This window comes from Mesorhizobium sp. B263B2A (assembly GCF_020165775.1).
Taxonomy (GTDB): Bacteria; Pseudomonadota; Alphaproteobacteria; order Rhizobiales; family Rhizobiaceae; genus Mesorhizobium; species Mesorhizobium opportunistum.
On sequence record NZ_JAIUIU010000017.1, the window covers coordinates 73,251 to 94,920 of the forward strand.

At 63.7% G+C, this 21,670-nt stretch carries 20 protein-coding genes and 1 tRNA gene; 15 read left to right on the forward strand and 6 right to left on the reverse strand.

Translation table 11 applies throughout. From position 1 onward, the window contains the following. Position 1 precedes the first annotated feature (1 nt). The 7 genes from LB568_RS23760 to LB568_RS23790 are packed head-to-tail and all read left to right on the forward strand — an operon-like array spanning position 2 to position 5,661. Positions 2 to 979 (forward strand): TRAP transporter substrate-binding protein, encoded by a 978-nt coding sequence (locus LB568_RS23760; RefSeq protein WP_224731389.1) that lies wholly within the window; start codon positions 2 to 4, stop codon positions 977 to 979. Then, on the forward strand, positions 979 to 1,566 hold the full coding sequence (locus LB568_RS23765) for a TRAP transporter small permease (RefSeq protein ID WP_224731390.1): 588 nt from the start codon (positions 979 to 981) through the stop codon (positions 1,564 to 1,566). Before LB568_RS23760 ends, LB568_RS23765 begins: the two co-directional genes overlap by 1 nt. Continuing rightward, on the forward strand, positions 1,567 to 2,847 hold the full coding sequence (locus tag LB568_RS23770) for a TRAP transporter large permease (RefSeq protein ID WP_013892438.1): 1,281 nt from the start codon (positions 1,567 to 1,569) through the stop codon (positions 2,845 to 2,847). Positions 2,848 to 2,904: 57 nt separating this feature from the next. Beyond that, complete coding sequence (locus tag LB568_RS23775; protein ID WP_013892439.1) at positions 2,905 to 3,675, forward strand: FadR/GntR family transcriptional regulator; 771 nt, start codon at positions 2,905 to 2,907, stop codon at positions 3,673 to 3,675. Between the two features lie 23 nt (positions 3,676 to 3,698). Continuing rightward, positions 3,699 to 4,550 (forward strand): 5-dehydro-4-deoxy-D-glucuronate isomerase, encoded by an 852-nt coding sequence (kduI, locus tag LB568_RS23780; RefSeq protein ID WP_224731391.1) that lies wholly within the window; start codon positions 3,699 to 3,701, stop codon positions 4,548 to 4,550. Beyond that, on the forward strand, positions 4,547 to 5,311 hold the full coding sequence (gene kduD, locus LB568_RS23785; protein WP_224731392.1) for a 2-dehydro-3-deoxy-D-gluconate 5-dehydrogenase KduD: 765 nt from the start codon (positions 4,547 to 4,549) through the stop codon (positions 5,309 to 5,311). The genes kduI and kduD overlap by 4 nt, the downstream gene beginning before the upstream one ends. Before the next feature lie 14 nt (positions 5,312 to 5,325). Then, complete coding sequence (locus LB568_RS23790; protein WP_013892442.1) at positions 5,326 to 5,661, forward strand: cupin domain-containing protein; 336 nt, start codon at positions 5,326 to 5,328, stop codon at positions 5,659 to 5,661. Positions 5,662 to 5,788: 127 nt separating this feature from the next. Here the strand turns inward: LB568_RS23790 and LB568_RS23795 are convergent, their stop codons facing one another. Beyond that, positions 5,789 to 6,241, reverse strand: a complete 453-nt coding sequence (locus tag LB568_RS23795; RefSeq protein ID WP_224731393.1) for a cupin domain-containing protein — start codon at positions 6,239 to 6,241, stop codon at positions 5,789 to 5,791. A 139-nt stretch (positions 6,242 to 6,380) separates the two neighbouring features. Between LB568_RS23795 and LB568_RS23800 the strand changes: the two genes are divergently transcribed. After that, complete coding sequence (locus LB568_RS23800) at positions 6,381 to 7,415, forward strand: AraC family transcriptional regulator (RefSeq protein WP_263497190.1); 1,035 nt, start codon at positions 6,381 to 6,383, stop codon at positions 7,413 to 7,415. A 272-nt stretch (positions 7,416 to 7,687) separates the two neighbouring features. On the opposite strand, the gene LB568_RS23810 is transcribed toward LB568_RS23800, so the two are convergent. Both LB568_RS23810 and LB568_RS23815 read right to left on the reverse strand, forming a co-directional pair. Further along, entirely contained in the window at positions 7,688 to 9,109 is a 1,422-nt protein-coding gene (locus LB568_RS23810; RefSeq protein WP_013892445.1) for a coniferyl aldehyde dehydrogenase, read from the reverse strand. Between the two features lie 169 nt (positions 9,110 to 9,278). Further along, positions 9,279 to 10,190, reverse strand: a complete 912-nt coding sequence (locus tag LB568_RS23815) for a LysR family transcriptional regulator (RefSeq protein WP_224731394.1) — start codon at positions 10,188 to 10,190, stop codon at positions 9,279 to 9,281. Positions 10,191 to 10,290: 100 nt separating this feature from the next. Between LB568_RS23815 and LB568_RS23820 the strand changes: the two genes are divergently transcribed. Both LB568_RS23820 and recQ read left to right on the forward strand, forming a co-directional pair. After that, positions 10,291 to 11,028 carry an SDR family NAD(P)-dependent oxidoreductase gene (locus LB568_RS23820; protein WP_013892447.1) on the forward strand — a complete coding sequence of 246 codons (738 nt, stop codon included), beginning with the start codon at positions 10,291 to 10,293 and terminating at the stop codon, positions 11,026 to 11,028. Between the two features lie 192 nt (positions 11,029 to 11,220). Further along, on the forward strand, positions 11,221 to 13,056 hold the full coding sequence (gene recQ, locus LB568_RS23825; RefSeq protein WP_224731395.1) for a DNA helicase RecQ: 1,836 nt from the start codon (positions 11,221 to 11,223) through the stop codon (positions 13,054 to 13,056). 30 nt (positions 13,057 to 13,086) lie between these two features. Here recQ and LB568_RS23830 read toward each other — a convergent pair whose 3' ends face one another. Next, on the reverse strand, positions 13,087 to 13,857 hold the full coding sequence (locus LB568_RS23830; protein WP_013892449.1) for an SDR family oxidoreductase: 771 nt from the start codon (positions 13,855 to 13,857) through the stop codon (positions 13,087 to 13,089). An 818-nt stretch (positions 13,858 to 14,675) separates the two neighbouring features. On the opposite strand from LB568_RS23830, the gene LB568_RS33715 reads away from it, so the two are divergent. Together LB568_RS33715 and LB568_RS23840 are read left to right on the forward strand one after the other, a co-directional pair. Continuing rightward, positions 14,676 to 17,267, forward strand: coding sequence for an autotransporter domain-containing protein (locus LB568_RS33715; protein ID WP_224731396.1), 2,592 nt, complete (start codon positions 14,676 to 14,678; stop codon positions 17,265 to 17,267). Positions 17,268 to 17,434: 167 nt separating this feature from the next. Next, positions 17,435 to 18,094, forward strand: a complete 660-nt coding sequence (locus tag LB568_RS23840) for a LysE family translocator (protein WP_224731397.1) — start codon at positions 17,435 to 17,437, stop codon at positions 18,092 to 18,094. A gap of 120 nt (positions 18,095 to 18,214) precedes the next feature. Here the strand turns inward: LB568_RS23840 and LB568_RS23845 are convergent, their stop codons facing one another. After that, positions 18,215 to 19,108 (reverse strand): LysR family transcriptional regulator, encoded by an 894-nt coding sequence (locus LB568_RS23845; protein ID WP_224731398.1) that lies wholly within the window; start codon positions 19,106 to 19,108, stop codon positions 18,215 to 18,217. 153 nt (positions 19,109 to 19,261) lie between these two features. Here LB568_RS23845 and LB568_RS23850 point away from each other — a divergent pair, with 153 nt between their 5' ends. Next, positions 19,262 to 19,906, forward strand: a complete 645-nt coding sequence (locus tag LB568_RS23850) for a hydrolase (RefSeq protein WP_224731399.1) — start codon at positions 19,262 to 19,264, stop codon at positions 19,904 to 19,906. Positions 19,907 to 20,076: 170 nt separating this feature from the next. Here the strand turns inward: LB568_RS23850 and LB568_RS23855 are convergent. Next, positions 20,077 to 20,166 (reverse strand) — tRNA-Ser (locus LB568_RS23855). Between the two features lie 334 nt (positions 20,167 to 20,500). On the opposite strand from LB568_RS23855, the gene LB568_RS23860 reads away from it, so the two are divergent. Both LB568_RS23860 and rpmA read left to right on the forward strand, forming a co-directional pair. Further along, a complete protein-coding gene (locus tag LB568_RS23860) occupies positions 20,501 to 21,193 on the forward strand; it encodes a 50S ribosomal protein L21 (RefSeq protein WP_224731400.1) in 693 nt (230 codons plus the stop codon). A 98-nt stretch (positions 21,194 to 21,291) separates the two neighbouring features. Beyond that, entirely contained in the window at positions 21,292 to 21,561 is a 270-nt protein-coding gene (gene rpmA / locus LB568_RS23865) for a 50S ribosomal protein L27 (RefSeq protein ID WP_013892455.1), read from the forward strand. Positions 21,562 to 21,670: the final 109 nt, after the last annotated feature.

The window sequence follows — 21,670 nt, forward strand, 5'->3', positions numbered from 1 at the left end:
CATGTTGCATTTTTCGAAATTAACAGCGGTCACATTCGCCTTCGGCTCGCTGCTGATCGGCATCGCCAACGCCGAGACCGTGCTGCGCTCGGCCGACACACACCCCGATGGCTATCCGACCGTCGAGGCGGTGAAATACATGGGCGAGCTGATCAAGCAGCGCACCGACGGCCGCTATTCGGTCGAGGTCTATCATTCGGCGCAGCTCGGCGAGGAGAAGGACACGATCGAGCAGACGCAGACCGGCGTCATCGACCTCAACCGCGTCTCGATGGGACCGTTCAACGGCATCGTGCCGGAGACGGCGGTGCCGTCGCTGCCTTACATCTTCCGTTCGGTCGACCACATGCGCCATGTCATGGACGGGCCGATCGGCGACGAGATCCTCAAGGCGTTCGAGGCGCATGACCTCGTCGGCCTGGCCTTCTACGATTCCGGCGCGCGTTCCTTCTACAACACCAAGAAGGACATCGCCTCGATGGCCGACATGAAGGGCATGAAGTTCCGCGTCATCCAGTCGGACGTGTTCGTCGACATGGTCAATGCGCTGGGCGCCAACGCCACGCCGATGGCTTATGGCGAGGTCTATTCGGCCTTGCAGACAGGCGTCATCGACGGCGCCGAGAACAACTGGCCGAGCTTCGAATCCGCCAAGCACTACGAGGTCGCCAAGCACTACACGATGGACCAGCACCAGATCGTCCCGGAAGTGCTGGTCATGGCCAAGGCAAGTTGGGACAAGCTGTCGCCGGAGGATCAGGCGATCGTGCGCCAGGCGGCCAAGGACAGCGTCGTCAAGATGCGCGAGTTGTGGGACGCGCAGGAAAAGAAGTCGCGTGACATCGTCGAAGCAGCCGGCGTCAAGGTCAGCGAGATCGACAAGCAGCCGCTGATCGACGCGATGAAGCCGGTCTATGACAAGTACCTGTCGACGCCGGCGCTGAAGGACCTCGCCACCCGCATCCAGGCGACGAAATAATGGAAGCCGGCGGACCGGGCGGGGCGCGGACTTCCGCGCCGCCGTCGAGCGAGGGTGGCTTGAAGGCGTTCTGGCTGGGCACCGAACGGCTGTTGGCACAGCTGTCGAGGCTCGCACTGTGGGTCAGTGGCGCCGGACTGACCTTGATGACGGTGATCATCTTCTGGCAGGTCTTCTCGCGCTATATCCTGAACAGTTCGCCAAGCTGGACCGAATCCTCAGCGGTGCTGTTGATGGGCTGGTTCATCTTCCTCGGTGCCGCTGTCGGCGTTCGCGAGCGCACGCATCTAGGCTTCGACGTGCTGCTCTATTTCCTGCCACCTTCGGCCAAGGCGGTGCTGCGCAGCATTTCGGACGTCGTCGTGCTCGCATTCGGCTTCGGCATGATCGTCTATGGCGTCCAGCTCGCCAGGCTGACCTGGAACACGGTGATGCCGTCGCTCGATCTCCCGGGTGGCGTCAGCTTCCTGCCGGTCGTCCTGGGCGGCGCACTTGTCTGCCTGTTCTCGCTGGAGCGGCTGGCCGGGCGCTTTGCCGGCCTGCCCGTCGATGCCGACCAATACGCCACAGGCGAGGAGGATCTCTAGATGGCCCTGACGGTCCTGTTCGGCACCTTCGTCTTCCTGCTCGTCATTGGCACGCCGATCGCGTTCTGCCTCGGTGTCGCCAGCTTCGCCACCGTACTGGTGCTGGGCCTGCCGCCGCTGGTGGTGTTCCAGCGCCTCAACTCCGGTGTCAGCGTGTTTTCGCTGATGGCGATCCCGTTCTTCATCTTCGCCGGCGACCTGATGGTGCGTGGCGGCATCGCCGCCAGGCTCGTGGCGCTGGCCGGTTCGCTGGTCGGTCATTTGCGCGGCGGCCTGGGCCAGGTCAACATCGCGGCGTCGACCATGTTCGGCGGCATTTCCGGCTCGGCGGTGGCCGATGCATCGGCGGTCGGCGGGCTGATGATCCCGCAGATGAAGGCGCGCGGCTACGGCATCGATTATGCCGTCAACATCACCTCGGTCGGCGCCATCATCGCGCTGCTGATTCCGCCCTCGCACAACATGATCATCTATTCTATTTCAGCCGGGGGCCGTATCTCGATCGCCGACCTGTTCACCGCGGGCGTCATACCTGGCCTGCTGCTGGCGCTGTCGCTGATGGTCACCGCCTATTGGGTCGCCAGCCGCCGCGGCTACCCGACCGAGCCGTTCGCCGGCTTCGGCCGGGCCCTGCAATTGCTCGTGACCGCCATCCCCGGCCTCGTCCTGATCGGCATCATCTTCGGCGGCGTCCGCTCCGGCATCTTCACCGCCACCGAAAGTTCCTGCATCGCCATCGTCTACGCCTTCCTGGTGACGCTCATCATCTACCGTTCGATGAGCTGGAACGACTTCGTCGCCGCCACCAGCGCCGCGGTGCGCACCACGGCGATGGTGCTGATGATCATCGGCTGCGCCGCGGCCTTCGGCTGGCTGCTCGCCTATCTCAGGGTACCGGCGGCGCTGGTCGCCTTCCTGCAGTCGGTGTCCGACAACAAGCTGGTCATCCTGCTGCTGATCAATGTGGTACTCCTGATCCTCGGCACGTTCATGGACATGTCGCCGCTGATCATCATCACCACGCCGATCTTCCTGCCGGTTGTCATGGCCTATGGCGTCGACCCCGTGCATTTCGGCGTCATCCTGATCCTCAATCTGGGCATTGGCCTGTGCACGCCACCGGTCGGCGCGGTGCTGTTCGTCAGTTGCGCCATCGGCCGCATTCCGATCTGGACGGCGATGCGCTCGATCTGGCCCTTCTACGGGGCGGCCTTCGCCGTGTTGATGCTGGTCACCTACATTCCGGAAATCTCATTGTGGCTGCCGAGTCTTTTCCACTAGGGGCCTTTTCCACTAAGGGCCTTTTCCACCAACGGGTCTGTTCCATTAGGAGGTCACGTGTCCGATACCGTCGCCGACCTCAGGGTCGAGAGAAAACCAAAACTGTCGGAGACCGTCATCGCGGCGATCCGCAGGCAGTTGCAGGCGGGGGAAATCCTGCCCGGCCACAAATTGCCGACCGAAGGGCAACTGACCGAGACCTTCGGCGTCAGCCGCACGGTCATCCGCGAGGCCCTGGCCAAGCTTGCCGCCGACGGCCTTGTCGAGCCGCGCCAGGGCGCCGGCGTCTTCGTCACCGAGCACATCTCGACGATGTTCGGGGCGCTGGCCGCCGACATGGGAGCCAAGGATTCCATCGCCCTCAACGTACTCGAAGTGCGCCTGGCGATCGAGATCGAATCGGCTGGGCTCGCCGCCATCCGCCGCAACGCCGCACAGGAAGCGGCGATCCAGGAGGCCTTCTTCGAGTTCGAGCGGCTGCTGCTCGCCAGCGAGCCGACCGGGCCGGCCGACCTTGCCTTCCACCGCGCCATCGCCAGCGCCACCAACAATCCGTTCTATGTCGAGATGCTCGACGTGCTCGGCCGGCGCGCCATTCCGTGCGACGTGACCTCGCCCTGGTCGACCGAACTGGCGCAGTCCGACTCTTACCAACGCGGGCTGCAGCGTGAGCATCTGGTTATCCTGAACGCGATCACCTCAGGCGACGCCGAAGCCGCGCGCGAGGCGATGCGCAAGCACCTCACCGCCAGTCAGCAGCGCTACCGCGAGCGCCTGCACGCCAGGCAGGCTTTTTATGCCGATACGGTCAGGGCCGCCGGCGAATAACCCCATTGCAAGTCAGGACATCCATGAGCCAGAGCCATACCGACTTCACCTCGCGTTTCGCCATTGATCCGGCCGCCGCCGCGACGATGGGAACCGATGAATTGCGCCACAATTTCCATATTGAAGACCTGTTCCGGCCTGGCCGGGTCTGCCTGACCTACACCCATTACGACCGCATGATCGTCGGCGGCGCCATGCCGGTGATGGCGCCGCTGCCGCTGGATGCGATCAAGCCGACCGGGACCAGGGATTTTCTCGACCGCCGCGAGCTGATCGTCGTCAACATCGGCGGCGCAGGCAGCGTGAAAGCAGGCGGCCAATCTTTCGAATTGCAGACGCGCGACATGCTTTATCTCGGCATGGGCAGTAGCGATGTGTCGTTCGCCTCCGCCGAAAAGGACACGCCGGCGAAATTCTATCTGCTCAGCGCGCCGGCGCACCAGGCCCATCCCAGCCGGCTGATCCGGCTCGGCGACGCCAAGCGCCTCGACCTCGGCAGCAAGGAGGCCTGCAACGAACGCTCGATTTTCCAGTTCATTCATGCCGACGGAACAAAGACTTGCCAGCTCGTCGTCGGCATGACGCAGCTTGCGCCGGGCTCCATCTGGAACACCATGCCGTGCCATGTGCACGACCGGCGCATGGAGGCCTATCTCTATTTCGATCTGCCGGAAACGGCTCGGGTCTTCCACTTCATGGGCGAACCGGACGAGACACGCCACATCGTCATGCGCAACGAGGAGGCGGTGCTGTCGCCCGGCTGGTCGATCCACTCGGGCGCCGGCACCTCGAACTACGCCTTCATCTGGGCGATGGCCGGCGACAATGTCGACTATACCGATGTCGACCCGGTGGCGATGGACGATTTGCGGTGAGCGATCTTTCCGCCTTCAGCCTGGCCGGCAAGCGTATCCTGGTCACCGGTGCCAACACAGGCATCGGTCAGGGCATCGCCATTTCGATTGCGCGTGCCGGCGGTGCGGTGGTCGGCGTCGGCCGCTCGTCAATGGATGATACGGCAGGCAGGATCGCCGCCCTGGGCGGACAATTCGAGGCGGTGAAGGCGGATCTTGCCGACACGGCGGATGCCGGCCCGATGCTGGATCGGGTCTGGGAAGAAAACGGGCCGCTCGACGGGCTGGTCAACAATGCCGGCATCATCCGGCGCGCCGATGCCGTCGATCTCAGCGAGAGCGATTGGGACGACGTCATGGACGTCAATTTGAAGACAGCCTTCCTGCTTTGCCAGTCCTTCGCCCGGCGCGTCCTTGCCGGCGGACGCCGGGGCAGGATCGTCAACATCGCCTCGGTGCTGAGTTTCCAGGGCGGCATCCGCGTCGCGTCCTACACGGCCTCTAAACATGGCGTGCTCGGCATCACCCGGCTGCTTGCCTGCGAGTGGGCATCGAAGGGTATCAACGTCAACGCCATCGCGCCGGGCTATATCGAGACCAACAACACGCAAGCGCTGCGCGCCGATGCGGACCGCAGTGCCGCCATACTGGGTCGCATCCCGGCTGGCCGCTGGGGCGAACCGGGAGACATTGGCGACGCCGCCGTCTTCCTGCTGGCGCCGGCGTCGAGCTACATGCATGGCGCGGTGGTGCCGGTGGATGGCGGCTGGCTGGCGCGATAGCCAAGGAGACAACGATGACCAAGAAGATTTTCGCCCATGCCGGCGAGGGCGTCTGGACGCCGACGCCGGATGGCAACAGGCGGCGCGTTCTGCTCCATACCGACGAGCTGATGCTGGTCGAGTTCGGCTTCGACAAAGGCGGCATCGGCGCCCTGCATTCGCACCCGCATGTCCAGGCAAGCTATGTCGCCGAGGGTCGTTTCGAGGTGACGATCGATGGCCGTACCGAGATCGTCGAGACTGGCGGCAGCTTCATCGTGCCATCCGGTCTGGTGCACGGCGTCAAGGCACTGGAAGCAGGGCGGCTGGTCGACAGCTTCACGCCCCACAGGGCCGATTTCCTCGCCTGATCGAGCCGAAATCAATACGTGCCAAAGGCGCCCGCGCCGCTTTGCTCCAGCACATCTCGCAAAGGAAAAGCCCGCACCCCTCCGGAGAGGCGCGGGCCTGCCATCGATGGAGGTGGCCAGTGAATCGTCACTTCTTACTCGGATCTTCCGCCGGGTTGACGTAGGTGATCGCGAAGGGCCCCTCGCCATGAACCTGGACAATCGTATCGCTCGTCGTCCAAGCGAAGTGGTTCATTCCAGCCGGGGCAACGCCGAAACCGCCAGCCGTCAGTTCGATGCCCTTCGCCTCATCGAGCTTGTCGCCCATTCCGATATGAAAATTGCCGGAAATCACCGTCACATATTCCGAGGTAGGGTGGTTGTGCGCAGGAATTTTGTAGCCTGCGGGCATCTTCAGCCGCAGCACATAGATGCCGTCCTTTGACGGATCGCCGGCAACAACCGCGAACTGTGCGCCAGCTGGAAGGACGGCAGGAGCAGGACCCCATTTGATGCCGTCGGCATTCATTGGCATATCATCAGCAAGCAGGGGCGCTGTTCCAGCCAGCAGAAGTGCAAGTGTGCAGGCTAATTTCAACATCCTGGTGTCTCCATTGGTTTGCAGAAAAGTCTTTTTTTGCCAAGCTGGAGGTTGATAAGATCGCGCATCGGGTGACGCGGGATTAATCTGTCGAGCTGCAGCGTTCTGGAGGTGTAGCCGCCAGACTTCAGGTTCAGCAATGACTGCAACATCGGATTTACATACAGGGACGCCGGACCATGGACCGGATCTGCTGTCGGAAATGCTGAAAGCCGTAAGGCTGACCGGCTCCGTCTTTCTGAACGCCTGCTTCAGCGCGCCGTTCGGCGTCGTGGCCCCGAAATACTATGACCCGGTCAGCCCCATGGCCTGCCTGCGCCACATAAGCATTTTCCATTTCATCGTAGCGGGCAACTGCACTTTCGAGGCCGCAAATGGCGAGCGGCGAGAAGTCACTGCTGGCGATCTGCTGTTCCTGCCATTCGCTGGCCATCACAGGTTTTGGAAGGGTGAGCCGCTGGTGATGGCTGCGGCCGGAGAAATTGTGCAGCCCGGTCGGATCGAAGGAATGTGGACCGTCAACTACGGCGGCGGCGGTGACGAATTGCGCATGATCTGCGGCTTTCTCGAGTCTTCGGAATTCCTGTTCGCGCCGGTGTTCCGCACACTTCCGGCGCTCATCGTAGAGAAGATGTCGGAGAACAAGATAGGCGCCCTGATCGCTTCGACGGTGCGGGAAATCGATTTGCATGTCGAGGCGGCGGCGCCGGGCTCACAGGCGATGCTTGGAAGGCTCATGGAGCTTCTGTTCGTCGAACTGCTGAGGCGCCATGTTGCCCGGCTTCCACCTGGCTCAAAGGGTTGGTTCGCCGCGCTGAACGATCCAATTGTCGGAAGGACGTTGCAGCTTCTCCACGCCGATCCAGCGCGCCATTGGACCGTCGGTCAGATTGCCGACAAGGTTGGCTCATCGCGCACGATCGTCGCGGAGCGGTTCAACGCGCTGCTCGGCCGCCCGCCGATCGAATACCTGACGGGTTGGAGGATTCAACTGGCTGGCGAGCGCCTGCGTTTCGGCCATGAAAGTCTCGCAAGTATCGCTGCCGGCGTGGGGTATCAATCCGAGGCCGCATTCAGTCGCGCCTTCAAACGCGTCACCGGGATCACACCAGGAAAATGGCGAGAACGGACCGGCCGCCGTGCGGGTTTTGCCTTAGAATCCGCTTCGCCTTAGGCCGCTTCGAGGCGACCATCGATGGCAGGACGGAAATCCTCGAGACCGCCAGCGGCATCATCGTTGCGTCCGATCCGGTGCACGGTGTCAAAGCACTGGAAGCGGGCCGGCTTGGCGACGGTTTTCAAAAATGAAAACCCGCGCCCCAAGGAGCGCGGGTTTGTTGCCTGGGCGCTTGTGGCGCCGCGGTACTCAAAACGTTCACCGCAGGATTGGAAACCTGCCGAATGATGGTGAATATAAACTTAATGCGCCGAGATCGCGGCGTTTGATCAGGTGATCCGCTGAAGCAGGCCGAAAAGCCGTTCGAACGTCTTGCCATAGGGCGGGCGCAGCAGGGCGCCTGCGCTCAGGCGCGACTGCAGGAAGACCGGCTTCTCCTTGCTGAAGGTGCGGAAACCCCATTGCCCGTGATAAGCGCCCATGCCGCTGGCGCCGACACCGCCGAAGGGCTGGTTCTCCTGCACCAGATGCAGCATGCAGTCGTTGATGGTCACACCGCCGGCGACGGTTTCGCGCAGGATGCGCCGGCGGTTGCCGCTGTCGCGCCCGAACCAATAGAGCGCCAACGGGCGGTCGGCCCGGTTCACATGGTCGATCGCCTCGTCGATGGTGGCGTATTCGACGATCGGCAGCACCGGCCCGAAGATCTCCTCGCGCATCAGCCGCAGGTTCGGGCTGGCATTGCCGACCAGTGTCGGCAGGAGCTTGCGGCTGGTGGTGCCGAGATCTTCGCCGGCCGGGTTGATTTCCGTGACATCGGCGCCGGCATCGCGGGCCTCGGCGATCATGTCGCGCAGGCGCTGGTAGTGCCGGTCGCTGATGATGGCGGTGTAGTCGGGATTTTCGCGCATGGAGGGGTAGAGCCGCGCGATCGCCGTTGCGAGCTTGGCGGCGACCGTGCTTGCCTGTCCCCTGGGCACCAGCAGGTAGTCCGGCGCGATGCAGGTCTGTCCGGCATTCAAAAGCTTGCCGTAGGCGATGCTGGACACCGCCGCGTCGAGATCGCAGGACGGATCGAAGATCGCCGGCGACTTGCCGCCGAGTTCGAGCGTGACCGGGGTCAGATTGGCGGCCGCCGCGATCGCGACCTGGCGGCCGACCGCGGTCGAGCCGGTGAACAGCAGATGATCGAAAGGCATCGACACGAATGCCTTGCCCATCTCGGCATCGCCAGTGATGACGCTGAGCTCATCCGGGGCGAAATGCTCGCCGGCGAGTTTGGCGAGCAGCTCCGAGAAAGCGGGTGTCAGTTCCGACGGCTTGACGAGCACGCGGTTGCCGGCGGCAAGGGCTGCCGTCACTGGCGCGACGGCAAGTTGAAAAGGATAATTCCAGGGCGAGACGATGCCGACGACACCAAGCGGCTGCGCGACGAGGCGGTTCTTGCCCGGCAGGAACGGCAAGGTGGTGGCGACACGGCGCTCCCGCATCCAGCCTCTCAAATGGGACAGGGCGTGGCGAATGCCGGCACGCACGACAAACAGTTCGGCAAGGCGCGTCTCATGCGTCGAGCGGCCGCCAAAGTCGGTGTCGATCGCCGCGCAGATGTCGGCTTCATGCCGCTCGGTCAGCACCAGCAGGCGGTTCAGGCGGTCCTTGCGGACGTCGATGTCGGGAAAAGGCTGCTTCTCGAAGGCCCCGCGCTGGAGATGGAACCGCTCGCCGAGGATGTCCTGTCTCACCTGCAGCATCGTGCCCTCCCTGGCTTTTGCCGGCCAAGCTTACATCCGAGCGCGCAGGAATCCAGCGGGATGCAGGTGTCGCTGGGGAAGGCGCGTCCTCTGCCGGCGCGTCTCGAAGTGGGCAGGCTGCGACGGATGCGCTGATGCTTTCGGCCGGCCAGGAATGTGACCGACGGATTTATCGCAAAGATAGTACCCGAAGCACCGTTTGGATAAATGCCTCCAGCGCAGGAAGATTGTGGCCCTTGCGTCGTGTCAGGGCGACTTCGTAGGCAATAGGCGAGCCGTGGCCGACCAAGTCCCGAAACACCACGCCCTCGCGGCCTGTCTCGGCAAACAGGCTCGGCACAAGCGCGACCCCAAGCCCGGCCGCCACCAGACCGACAATGGTTTCCATTTGAACCGCACGCTGGACAATCCGTGGCGTGAAGCCGGCTTGAGCGCAAGCCCGCAGGATTGTCGAATGAAGGCCTGGGCCTTCCGCGGCTGGAAAGAGAACCCAGCCTTCGTCAGCGAGCGCGGCCAAGGTGAGCGGAGTGTGCAGTGCATTGGCCAGAGGGTGGCGGGCTGGAATGGCCGCGACCAGCCGGCTCCTGACTATCGTCTGTGTCAAGATACGTGGCTCGGCCCCGGATGGGAGTGGAAGAGCAACGATCCCGAGATCCATGCGGTCTTCCAGAAGTGCCGCGATCTGCCGAGCCGAAGGGGCTTCCTCGAGTTCCAGCACAACTCCCGGCTGACTTTCCCGGAATTCGGCAATCAGGGTCGGCAGCAATTGCCTCACAGCGCTAGCGACAAAACCGATGCGCAGCGAACCAATCTCCCCAGTGCCAGCACGTCGCGTGAGCGCGACGGCGCGTTCGGCCTGGTCGATCGTTCTTTGCGCCTCTTCGCGCAGCACTTCTCCTGCCGCCGTCAGACTGTTGATCCGGTTGGTGCGCTCGAACAGGCGAACGCCCAGTTCCGCCTCCATTTGCCGGATCGTGGCGGTGAGCGGCGGCTGAGCCATGTTCAGATGCTCAGCCGCTCGCCGGAAACTCATGGTTTCGGCGACGGCGAGGAATTGCTGGAATTGGCGCAAGCTCAGCATGCGATATCTTTATCATATCGTCGAGGCACATAAACAGTATTCGACATATCGCACTCCCACGACCATCTCGAAGACATCGGTCAATTCATGGGAGCTCGATATGTCAAAGGACAACAGGGTGGCGGTCATTACCGGCGGAGCCAGCGGCATTGGATTCGGCATAGCGCAAGCGATGCAGCAGGCGGGTTACGCGGTCGTTCTTGTCGGCCGTGACGAGAACCGCCTTGCCGAAGCCACGAGAAAACTCGGTTCGCAAGCCGCGTGGCGACGAGCGGATGTTGGGAATCGTCGTGAGGTTCAGGAGGCGTTGACCCAGCTGAACAAGGTGGACGTCCTCGTAAACGCCGCCGGCTTCACGCGAAGCGTCAGCCTCTCGACTCCGATCGAGGAGGCTGAGGCCGATTGGGATGCCCTCGTTGACGCCAATCTGAAAGGTAGTTTTCTGATGGCGCACGTCGCGGCACCATTGCTTGCAAGTCCGGGAGGCCGCGTCATCAACATCGGTTCGATAGGTGCGCAGACCGGCGGCAGCCGGCCAGGCAGCTTGGCCTATGCGGCCGCGAAATCCGGCCTGCATGGCCTGACCTATGCGCTGGCCCGCGAATTGGCTCCGCGCGCCATCACGGCAAACGCCGTCGCGCCGGGGTTCATCGCTGATACCGGATTCACCGGAGGCTGGCCGCGAGATCGCATCGCCGCGATCGTCGCCGAGACGCCAATGGCGCGGCCAGGGACACCGGCCGATATCGCCGGCGCGGTGCTCTGGTTGGCATCGGAGGCCGGCTCATTCGTCACCGGTGCGGTTATACCGGTCAATGGCGGGTGGCGAATAGGTTGAGCCGACGGCGGCATGTCGGCCGGGGCCGCTGCGCAGCCCGGATTCGAACCAACGAAAGGCGAAGAGCAACCTGTTCCGGTTGTGCTCCGAGGATAGCTGCGCTACTCCAAAGTGGAACTCGGAGAGTCTCTTGACCGGTTTTTACATCCTCTCCAATCCCCGAAAAATCGCTCGCCGCCCGGTGTCCGCCTGATGCCGGCACAGGCAGCGAGCATGCGGGCGGAGGATCCCAAGCGGCGCGTCCTGAAGGACGTGTTCGGCTTCGACGATTTCCGACCCGGCCAGGCCGCTGTCATGGACGCGCTGCTCGGCGGGCGCCATGTGCTGGCCGTGATGCCGACAGGGGCGGGCAAGTCGCTCTGCTACCAAGTGCCGGCGCTGGTCCTGGGCGGGCTCACCATCGTCGTTTCGCCGCTGGTGGCGCTGATGCAGGATCAGGTCGCCGCCTTGCGGCTGGCAGGCGTCGCCGCCGACACGATCAATTCCTCGCTCGACCGCGAGGCCAATGTCGCGGCCTGGCGCCGCGTGGCTTCTGGCCAGACGCGGCTGCTTTACCTGGCGCCGGAGCGGCTGATGACCGAGCGCATGCTCGAGGCGCTCGCCAGGCTCGACGTCAGCCTGATCGCGATCGACGAGGCGCATTGCATTTCGCAATGGGGCCCGGCGTTCCGGCGCGAATATGAGGATTTGTCGCGGCTGCGCGGCATTTTTGCGAAAGTGCCGATCATCGCCGTGACGGCGACCGCGGATGAGAGCACGCGCACCGACATCGCCGTCCGGCTGTTCGCCGAGCGTGTCGAAACGCTGGTGCTGGGTTTCGACCGGCCCAACATCAAGCTCGCCATCGCGGCCAAGCAGGACAGCAAGCGCCAGCTGCTCAACTTCATCGAGCGTCATCCCGGCCGCAGCGGCATCGTCTATTGCCTGTCGCGCAAGAAGACGGAGGAGATGGCAGCTTTCCTGGAGAAGAATGGCGTCACCGCGCTCGCCTATCATGCCGGCATGACCAAGGACGCGCGTGAAGCGAACCAAAACGCCTTCATGACGCTCTCGGGCGTCGTCATGGTGGCGACCATCGCCTTCGGCATGGGCATCGACAAGCCCGATGTCGCCTATGTCTTCCACACCGATATGCCGGGCAGCCTCGAAGCCTATTATCAGGAGATCGGCCGCGCCGGCCGCGACGGGCGGGAGGCCGAGGCGCATATGTTGTTCGGCCTTGGCGACATCCGCATGCGCCGGCTGTTCATCGACGACGAGGATGCGTCGCCCGAGCACAAGAGGCGCTCGCATCGCCGGCTCGACACGCTGATCGGCTATTGCGAGACGGCGCAATGCCGCCGCCAGGTGCTGCTCGGCTATTTCGGCGAGGAAGCCCAGCCTTGCGGCAATTGCGACAATTGCCTCGACCAGGTGCCGCGCGCCGATGGCGCCGCCGAGGCGCGCATCATCCTGGCCGCGGTCTCGCAGAGCGGCGAACGCTTCGGCGCCGCCCACGTCATCGACATCCTGACCGGCCATGAAACCGAGAAGGTGCTGGCCAGGGGTCATGAGAGGCTCGCCAGCTTCGGCAGCGGCGTGGCGCACAAGAAGGATTTCTGGATGTCGCTGATCCGCCAGCTTGTCGCTGGCGGGTTCCTGGAACCGGACCCGAGCGGCCATGGCGGCCTCGCCATCGCCGATAAGGGGCATGCGCTCGGTCGGGGCGAGGTGGCGTTCCACTACCGCGTCGAGGTGCGCGGCCGAGCCTTGCGCAAGATGCGAGCGGCCGAGGGTTCGAGAGCCGAAGGCGTCGATGCCTCGTTGCTTGCCACGCTCAAATCCGTGCGGCTGCGATTGGCGAAAGAGCGCCAGGTGCCGGCCTATGTGGTGTTTTCCGATCGCACGCTGATCGACATGGCCGAGCGCTGCCCGCGCGATCTCGACGCCTTCGCCGAAGTGAATGGCGTGGGCGCGGCGAAGCTCAAGGAGTTCGGCCAGGCTTTTCTCGCGGCAATCGCGGCGCACCAGTCCGATGGGTCGGCCTGAACGCCCCACCAAATCCTTTGCCGGCAGTCGTCACATCTGTATCGACATGCCGCCATCGACGGTCAGCACATGCCCGTTGACGAAAGACGCGGCGTCGCTGGCGAGGAAAAGTGCGGCACCGGCAATTTCCCGCGGCTGCCCCCAGCGCTGCAGCGGAACCCGCTGGCGGGCGAAGGCAACCAAATCGGGGTCTGCCGCCATCGCGGCATTGGTCTCGGTGGCGAACATGCCTGGCGCGATGGCGTTGCTGGTCACGCCGTGGGCGCCATATTCGACAGCCATGCTGCGCATCAGCCCGGTCAGTCCTTGCTTGGCCGCGGGATAGATGGCGTCGCCGGGCCGCGCCATCTCGCCGACGATCGAGGTCACCGCGATCAGCCGGCCGTGGCCCTGGGCTTTCATGATCCGCGCCGCATCGCGCGACAGCGAGATCGCCGATAAAAGATCCGTCCTGATCAGGTCGAGGATGTCATCGTCGTTGAAAGCGGCCAGCGGCCGCCTGTCGCGGGCGCCGACATTGTTGACGAGGATATCGAGGCGGCCGTGGGCCTTGCGGATATCGGCGATCGCGGAACACCCGGCCTCGATGTCGGCGATGTCGAAGGTGACGGCCTGGGCGCTGCCGCCACTCTCGGCAATGGCGGCGACGGCGGCATCGAGCGTTGCGGCTGTGCGTCCCGTGACAACGACATGGGCTCCGGCTTCGGCAAAGGCGAGCGCGATCTCGAAACCAAGCCCGCGCCCGCCGCCGGTGATCAGCGCCACGCGCCCCTTCAGGGAAAATCTGTCGAAAATGCTCAAGCGGGCCTCTACGCGCACAGGACGGCAGTACCGATCCCATGCGGCAATCGGCGGCTCAGCCTACTGTTCCATCGAAGCCGATGAAAATAAACTTAATGCGCGGTCGCGTGCGTGCTGCGCCACGCTCAAGGCGTTGTTCTCCGATCGGACCCTGATCGACATGGCTGAGCGCCGCCCGCCCAGCTCGACGCCTTCGCCGAAGTGAAAGGCGTCGGGCGGCGAAGCCTAGGACCTTCGGCCAGGTTTTTCGGGACGCGATCGCCGTGCACGAATCCGATGTCTGACGACGCTGTTTTTTCTGATTGTGCCGCTTTTTTATGCACGACTTGCAAAGTCTGCCCGGTTACTTCCCTGATGCTGTTGCCAGGAAGCAACAAGCCAGTATGAAAAGCCGGCGCCACGAACGCCGCTCTTGCTCTCCTTCGCAATCGGGCTTTCTACTGCAGGTGGCACACGGATTCTCGTTCAAAGCCTTCATAAATCATGATGAGACACGCCTTGGGTCGTTGCAGTCGGCGCACCTTGCCGATGTTGTTGCGCCGATAGGGCGCGCGACGGTCTTTTCGTGAGGGCAAGGCATGTCTGGCGTGACAATTCCGGGCGCGGCTCGTCGGTGCACCGATCGTCGAATTTCGCTTGGGGAAGCAATAGTGTTGGGAATACTGGGGAGGGGTTGCCGCGCGTTTCAATCTGCAACGGCGCTCGGCGGCACCAGGCTGGCCGCGCCAGTCGGGCTGGCTCTTTCGTTGGCGCTGGTTGCGCCCGCATTTGCGGACGGCGGCAGGGGAGGCGGCACTGGCGGCGGCGGGACAACGGGCGTGTCCGGTGGTGCGGATAGCGCGACCGGTGCCGGCGGCGACGGTAGCACCGGCATTAACGACGCAGGCATCGCCTCCGGCGGCGGCGGCGGCGGCGCCGGGGTGACGGGCGGAAGCGGCGGGGATGGATTTAGTAGCCCGGCCGCCGGCGGCGCGGGCGGCACCACCGCAGGCGCCAATGGCGGCGATGGCAGCAACGCCAGCAGCGGCGGAACGGGTGGTGGCGGCGGCGGCGGCGGTGCCCATGGCGCGGTCGTTTCGACCTCGGGAGCGCTTTCCAGCGTCGGCGGAAACGGCGGAAACGGTGGAAATGGACCGCCAGGCCCCGGTGGATCCGGCCCCGTTGGCGGTGGCGGCGGCGGTGGCGGCGGCGGCTACGGAGCGGTGGTCACCGGGAGCGGCCTGTCGCTGACCAACAGCGGGACCGTGGCAGGCGGCAAGGGTGGCAATGGCGGTGACGGTGGCTCCGGCGGCGGCAGCCCTGGCGACGGCGGCAGCGGTGGGATCGGGCTCGATCTCACCGGCACATCCAACTCCCTGGTGAACACCGGCACGATCACAGGCGGCGCGGGCGGGACAAGCGGCGTCGTCCGCAATGCGAATAACTGGTCTCACAACGGCGCGGCAGGCTTGGGCGGCGTCGGTATCCGTGGCGCCGGTCTGACCATCGTCAACAGCGGCACGATCTCGGGTGGGCTCTCGGGCGATGGAGTGACGCGCGCCAATGCCATCAGCTTCACCGGCGGGATCAACACCCTGGAACTGCAGGCAGGCACCGACATCCTCGGCAGCGTGGTTGCGTTCAGTGCTGCCGACACCCTACGGCTCGGGGGGGCTGCCAACAGCAGCTTTGACGTGTCGCAGATCGGCGCCAGTGCGCAGTATCAGGGTTTTGGCATATTTCAGAAGACTGGCAGCAGCACCTGGACGCTGACCGGGACCAACACTGCCGCGCAGTCCTGGACCATTGATGCAGGTATCTTGTCGGTGAACGGCACGATCACCAGTGCCACCATGACCGTGAACGCTGGCGGCGCGCTGGGGGGCACCGGCACGGTTGGCAACACAACGATCGCGGGCGGCGTTCTGGCGCCGGGCAACTCGATCGGCACCATCACCGTCGCGGGGGACCTCGTGTTCGGCGCCGGCTCTACATACAGCGTCGAGGTTTCGCCAGTCACGGCCGACCGCACCAACGTTACCGGTACCGCCGACCTCTCGGGCGGCACGGTGGAAGTAACTTATCTGCCGGGCACCTTCGTGGCCAAGAGCTATACCATCCTGCATGCCGACGGGGGGCTGGGGAGCACTGCATTCGCAGGCTTCGACGCTCCTACACTGCCGGGCCTTACAAGCAGCCTCGTCTATGACTATACGGCGAACAACGTTTATCTGCAGACGACCGCCGAGGCGATCATTGGCGCCGGCCTTAACGAGAACCAGAAGAGCGTCGACACGGCGCTCATCGACTATTTCAATCAGAACGGCGCATTGCCCGGCGCGTTTGCCGGGCTTGACGCGAACGGGTTATCCCAGCTCTCCGGCGAGGTGACGGCCGGTGCCGTAAATGCCGGCATCGACAGCGCCGACCAGTTCATCAACGCGCTCGATGCCCAGGCAATTCAGGGCGAGGCGGGCCCGTCCCGCGGCGGTGCGCCGACAGCCTATGCCGGCGACGAGGCGGCCGGCGGCAAGGAGCAGTTCGCGGCGCTCGGCATGAAGGCCAGCCACAATGCAGATCTGGTGGGGTCTGTCTTCGCCAGCCGCTGGCAGGCATGGGGCGCCGTCTATGGCGGTGCGCAGAAGATCGGCGGCGATGCCATCGTCGGTTCGCACGACACGAATGCGGACATTTTTGGCGTCGCCGGCGGCATCGTCAGGAACTGGGGCGACAGCCGTCTCGGCGTCGCGATCGGCGGCGGTTCGTCCAGCTTCTCGCTGTCGGATGATCTCGGCTCCGGCCGTGCCGACACCTTCAATGTCGGCGTTTTCGGCCGGCAGGGTTTTGGCGATGCCTATATCGCCGGCGTGCTGGCGTACGGGGTCAACGACACCAACACCAGCCGGACTGTGCCGGGCGACACGCTGGAGGCTTCCTTCAACGCGCAGACTTGGTCGGGACGCGTCGAGGGCGGCTATCGCTTCGCCACGCCGGTCGCGGTGCTGACGCCCTACGCCGCATTCCAGGCGACAGCCTATCGCCTGCCGGGTTATGCCGAGACCAGCGTCGGTTCCGGCGATTTCGCGCTCGGCTACGGATCCCAGACGACCACGGCGACGCGTTTCGAACTGGGCCTCAACCTCGACAAGGACATCGCGCTGCAGGACGGAGCAAAGCTGACGCTGTCAGGCCGCGCCGCCTGGGCAATCAACGGCAGCACAGGCCGCACGGTGACGGCAACGTTCCAGAACCTGCCCGGCGCGACCTTCACCATCGACGGAGCCGAGCCGGACACCAACGCCGCCCTCGTCAATGCGAGCGCGACGTACACATCGGGCTCCGGCCTGTTTGCTTCGCTCGGCTTTCAGGGCGAGTTCTCGGGCAATGTCCAGAGCTATGCCGGCAAGGCAAAGATCGGGATCAGCTGGTAAGCGATCGGGATCAGCTGGTAAGCGATCGGGATCAGCTGGCCGTGGCCAGCAGGATGAGCAAAGTGACGAGATGTCGGGGACCGGGTTGGTTCGGCTGACGCCCAAAGGGCGGCCGGTCTTCGACGCCAGGCAAACGGCGACTATGTGAAATCGGTTACGGAAGACCGGTGCCGGGCACTTTACACAGCCGCATGCAGAACATGCCGCTCGTGACGGTCGCCTTCGTATCAGTGCTCGGCATGGCGGTTCCAGGGCCGGATGTCGTGCTGGCCATCACCAACGGCTCACGCTACGGCGTCTGGAACGCCTTCATCGCCATGGCCGGCGTGGTGCTTTCCGACTTCGTCCTCATCTGCATGGTTGGGCTCGGCTTCGGCGCGCTTCTGCTGGCCTCGGAACTCTATCTCTCCGCGCTCAGGATGGTTGGCGCCGGCTATTTGCTTTTCGTCGCGGTCCGCACGCTCCGCATCTCCACCGCGTCCCGACCTGCAATCGATCCCGCCATTCTCCAAAAGACCCAGTCGACCAAGGCCCTCATTCTGCGTTGCTTCGTGGTGGCGGTCACGAACCCCGAGGCTTGGCTGTTTTTCCCCGCCATCCTGCCACCCTTTGTCGACACCAATGAGCCGATTGCGATGCAATATGCCGTTCTGGCCATCATCATCGCAGTGGCGGATGTATTGGTACTGATGCTCTACGCGACCCTTGGCTCACGGGCGGTCAAGCTCCTGGCCGGCCCCAACGCCGTGTGGATCGATCGATCCTATGGTCTTGCCTTGCTCGTTCTTTCGAGCGTTCTCATCCTGCAGGCCTTGGGCCATCTTTGAGGTGGATCCGAGGCGACCCGATGGAATGGCGGGCCGAGGAACGCGGGCGTGGTCGGGCTCGGCACGTCGCTATAGAACGACCGTCGAACACAGGTTCTTGACGAGACTTAAAACTCGTCCCTAGCTGTCGAGACCCCAAAGATCCGGGTTCCGTTTGAAATACTCAGTCAGCATTTCGGTGAGCACCCGCACTTTCCGCGTGGGATGCTGACCCGGCGGGCGGACGACATACGCGGCCCCCGGCGGTACCGGATAACGCATCATGATCGGGACCAGCGCGCCCGAGGCGACATAGTCATATGTGATGCAATCGGGGAGCCAGGCGATGCCGAGACCTGCCGCCGCCGCCGCAGCAAGCGCCATGGCGCTGTCGGCCTTGAACCTGCCCTGCGGCTGAGCCGTGACAATCCTGCCGCCATCCATGAACTGCCAACCTTCCGTTCCCTGCATCAGGGCATGATGGGCGATGAGTTCATCCGGGGTCTCAGGTGATCGGTGTAGTTCGATATAATCCGGGCTTGCGACAAGCTTTCCATGGATCGGCCCGACGCGTTTCGCGATCAGGTTGGAGTCCTGAAGATAGGCGCTGCGGATCGCACAATCGAAACCCTCCGCGATGAGATCGACGAAGCGATCGCTGTAGGAGGTATGGATGTGAAGTCTTGGATGCAGGCGCGCCATTTCCGCAAGCACGGGGGCGAAGTGAGTCGCCCCGAAAGTAAGCGGCATTGCGACCCTCAAACGGCCGCGCAGCTCGCCGCTGGGGAGGATCGTTTCCCTGGCGGTGTCGATCTCGGCGCTGGCCCGGGCCGCATGGTCCCTGAACGTGATTCCCGCTTCCGTGAGTGCCGCGCCGCGGGTTGTTCGCGCAAGGAGCTGGACGCCAAGCTCGGCTTCGATCCTGAAGAGCCGCCGGCTGACGATTGACTTGGAGACGCCGAGCCGGCGCGCAGCGGCCGACACGCCCCCTGCATCGGCCACTGCGACGAATGTCTGCAGGTCTTCGATGTCCATCCAGCGTTCCTCATTTCGCGACACAGCTTGCCTGAATGTGACACTACCGCATCACCAAGAGGAACAGCAAATTGCGTCCAGGCAACGTCGCCCGCCGGCGCATGTCTCCCGTGAACCTATTGCCGTCCATGGCGGCAGAGAAAGGAAGTCTTGATGACCCCTCGTAACGGCCTCGATTCGCTTCTTCGTCCTGAAGATTCGGTCCTCGTTCTGATCGATCACCAACCTTATCAGCTCGCAAACCTGAACAGCCACGATCCGCACATGGTGGTGAACAACACGACCGCGCTGGCGAAGCTGGCAAAAGCCTTCAATGTTCCGACCATCCTCACCAGCGTGATCGCGGCGCGCGGTGGACTTCTCTTCAAGCAGATCACCGACGTATTTCCGGGCCAGGAAGTCATCGATCGCACCTGGGTGAACACCTGGCAGGACGAGAATGTGGTGAACGTCGTCAAGGCGACCGGCCGCAAGCAGCTGATCATCGCCGGCCTGTGGACCGAGGTCTGCGTCGCAATGCCTGTGATCCAGGCAGCCGGCGAAGGCTGGGACGTGACCGTGATCACCGACGCGTCGGGCGGGATTTCGAAGGAGTCTCACGAGGTTGCCATCCAGCGAATGATCGCGGCCGGCGCGAACGTGATGACCGTGATGGCGCTCGCTGGCGAATGGCAACGCGATTGGGCGCGCACCGAGCATGTCGAGGAGCTGACCGAGATTCTCATCCAGCACTTCGGCGGCAGCGGCATCGCGTATCTTTGGGAGCAGCAGCTTCTCAACACGCCAGTAGCCGGCTGATCCGGCCTGCATGGCGGTGAGGGTCGGAATCGATCCGTTTGCCGGCCCTCGCCACCCTCACCTCGAGGGAAGCCTTCTGCCGAAACAAATCCGCTCATGTGCGGCGATTGCGTGTGATCCAACCCGCTTCTAAGCGATTGATTTTCTTAGAAAAATTTCGTCTGGGCCGTTGGCGGAGAGGGAGGGATTCGAACCCCCGATGGGCTTGCACCCATGCCGCATTTCGAGTGCGGTGCATTCGACCACTCTGCCACCTCTCCGCGGTCATGGTCGGCCGTTGCCGGCGCGGCGCACTAGATAACGGCTGAACGGGCAGGTTACAAGGCCAAATCCGCGGGGAAATTCAGCTTGCCGTCCGGGTCCGGCCGGGATCGAGACCGTCCCGTCCCCGGCAGGCGATCGCGGCCGGTACCCAGGGCCAGGGAAACAGCCCGTTTGCCTTGACTCGCGCTCAACCTTCGGTTAGGGACAGCGCGCAATCGGCGTGGAGGGTTCTTCCGCGCCGCTTGTTTTTTGAACCCGCAGACTGACAAAAAGACGGCCGAACCGCCAGAGGCGGTTCATCAAGGCCGACCGAACAGCGAAAGGCAAAAAATGTTCGCAGTCATCAAAACGGGCGGCAAGCAGTATCGCGTCGCCGCCAACGATCTCCTGAAGATCGAAAAAGTCGAAGCCAATGTCGGCGATATCGTCGAGATCGGCCACGTGCTCGCGCATGGCGAGGGCGAAAACGTCACGTTCGGCGCGCCGTTCGTCGATGGCGCTCTGGTCACGGCGGAAGTCGTCGAGCAGGGCAAGAACCGCACGGTCATCGCTTTCAAGAAGCGCCGCCGTCAGAATTCGCGCCGCAAGATCGGCCATCGCCAGCTTTTGACCACCGTGCGGATCTCCGAGATCCTGCTGGGTGGCGCAAAGCCGACGAAGACGGCCGCGGTGAAGGCGCCGAAGAAGGAAGCCAAGGCCGAACTGGCCTCCGAGGCAAAGGCCGAGGCCGCGCCGAGGGAAGCCAAGGCCAAGAAGGAAGCTGCTCCGAAGGACGAGGCGAAGGCCGAGACGGCCGCCGCGCCGCTGTTCAAGGCGCCGAAGGGCGAGCCGGACGATTTGACCGTGATCAAGGGCATCGGCCCGGTCGCCGCCAAGGATCTCGCCGAGCAGGGCATCATCACCTTCGCGCAGCTCGCCAAGCTGACCGAAAAGGATGTCGCCAAGATCGACGAGCACATGCCGTTCAGCGCCGACCAGATCAAGGACTGGCGCGAACAGGCCAAGGAACTGGCGAAGAAGTAATTTTTCCGGCGACTGGGTCGCCGGATCGGACTTGAAACGGAACGCGAACGCGTTCATAAGGCCTTTTAGGCGCCTTGCGGCGCAACGGAGTTAGTTAGATGGCACACAAGAAAGCTGGCGGCTCGTCGCGCAACGGTCGCGACTCGCATTCCAAGCGTCTGGGCGTGAAGAAGTTCGGCGGCGAAGCCGTCATCCCGGGCAACATCATCATTCGTCAACGCGGCACGACCTGGCATCCCGGCGTCAATGTCGGCATGGGCACGGACCATACCCTTTTCGCGCTCGAATCCGGCGCCGTGATGTTCAACAAGAAAGCCAACGGCCGAACCTACGTATCGGTCAATCCGATTACCAAAGCCGCGGAGTAGCCGGTTCCGCACTAGAACACCGGCGCCCATCTCGGGAACCGGTGTCTGGCAAAACCAGGAAAAGGATCAGGGGAGATGGGTTTCCATCTCCCCTTTTTCTTGTGCCTGG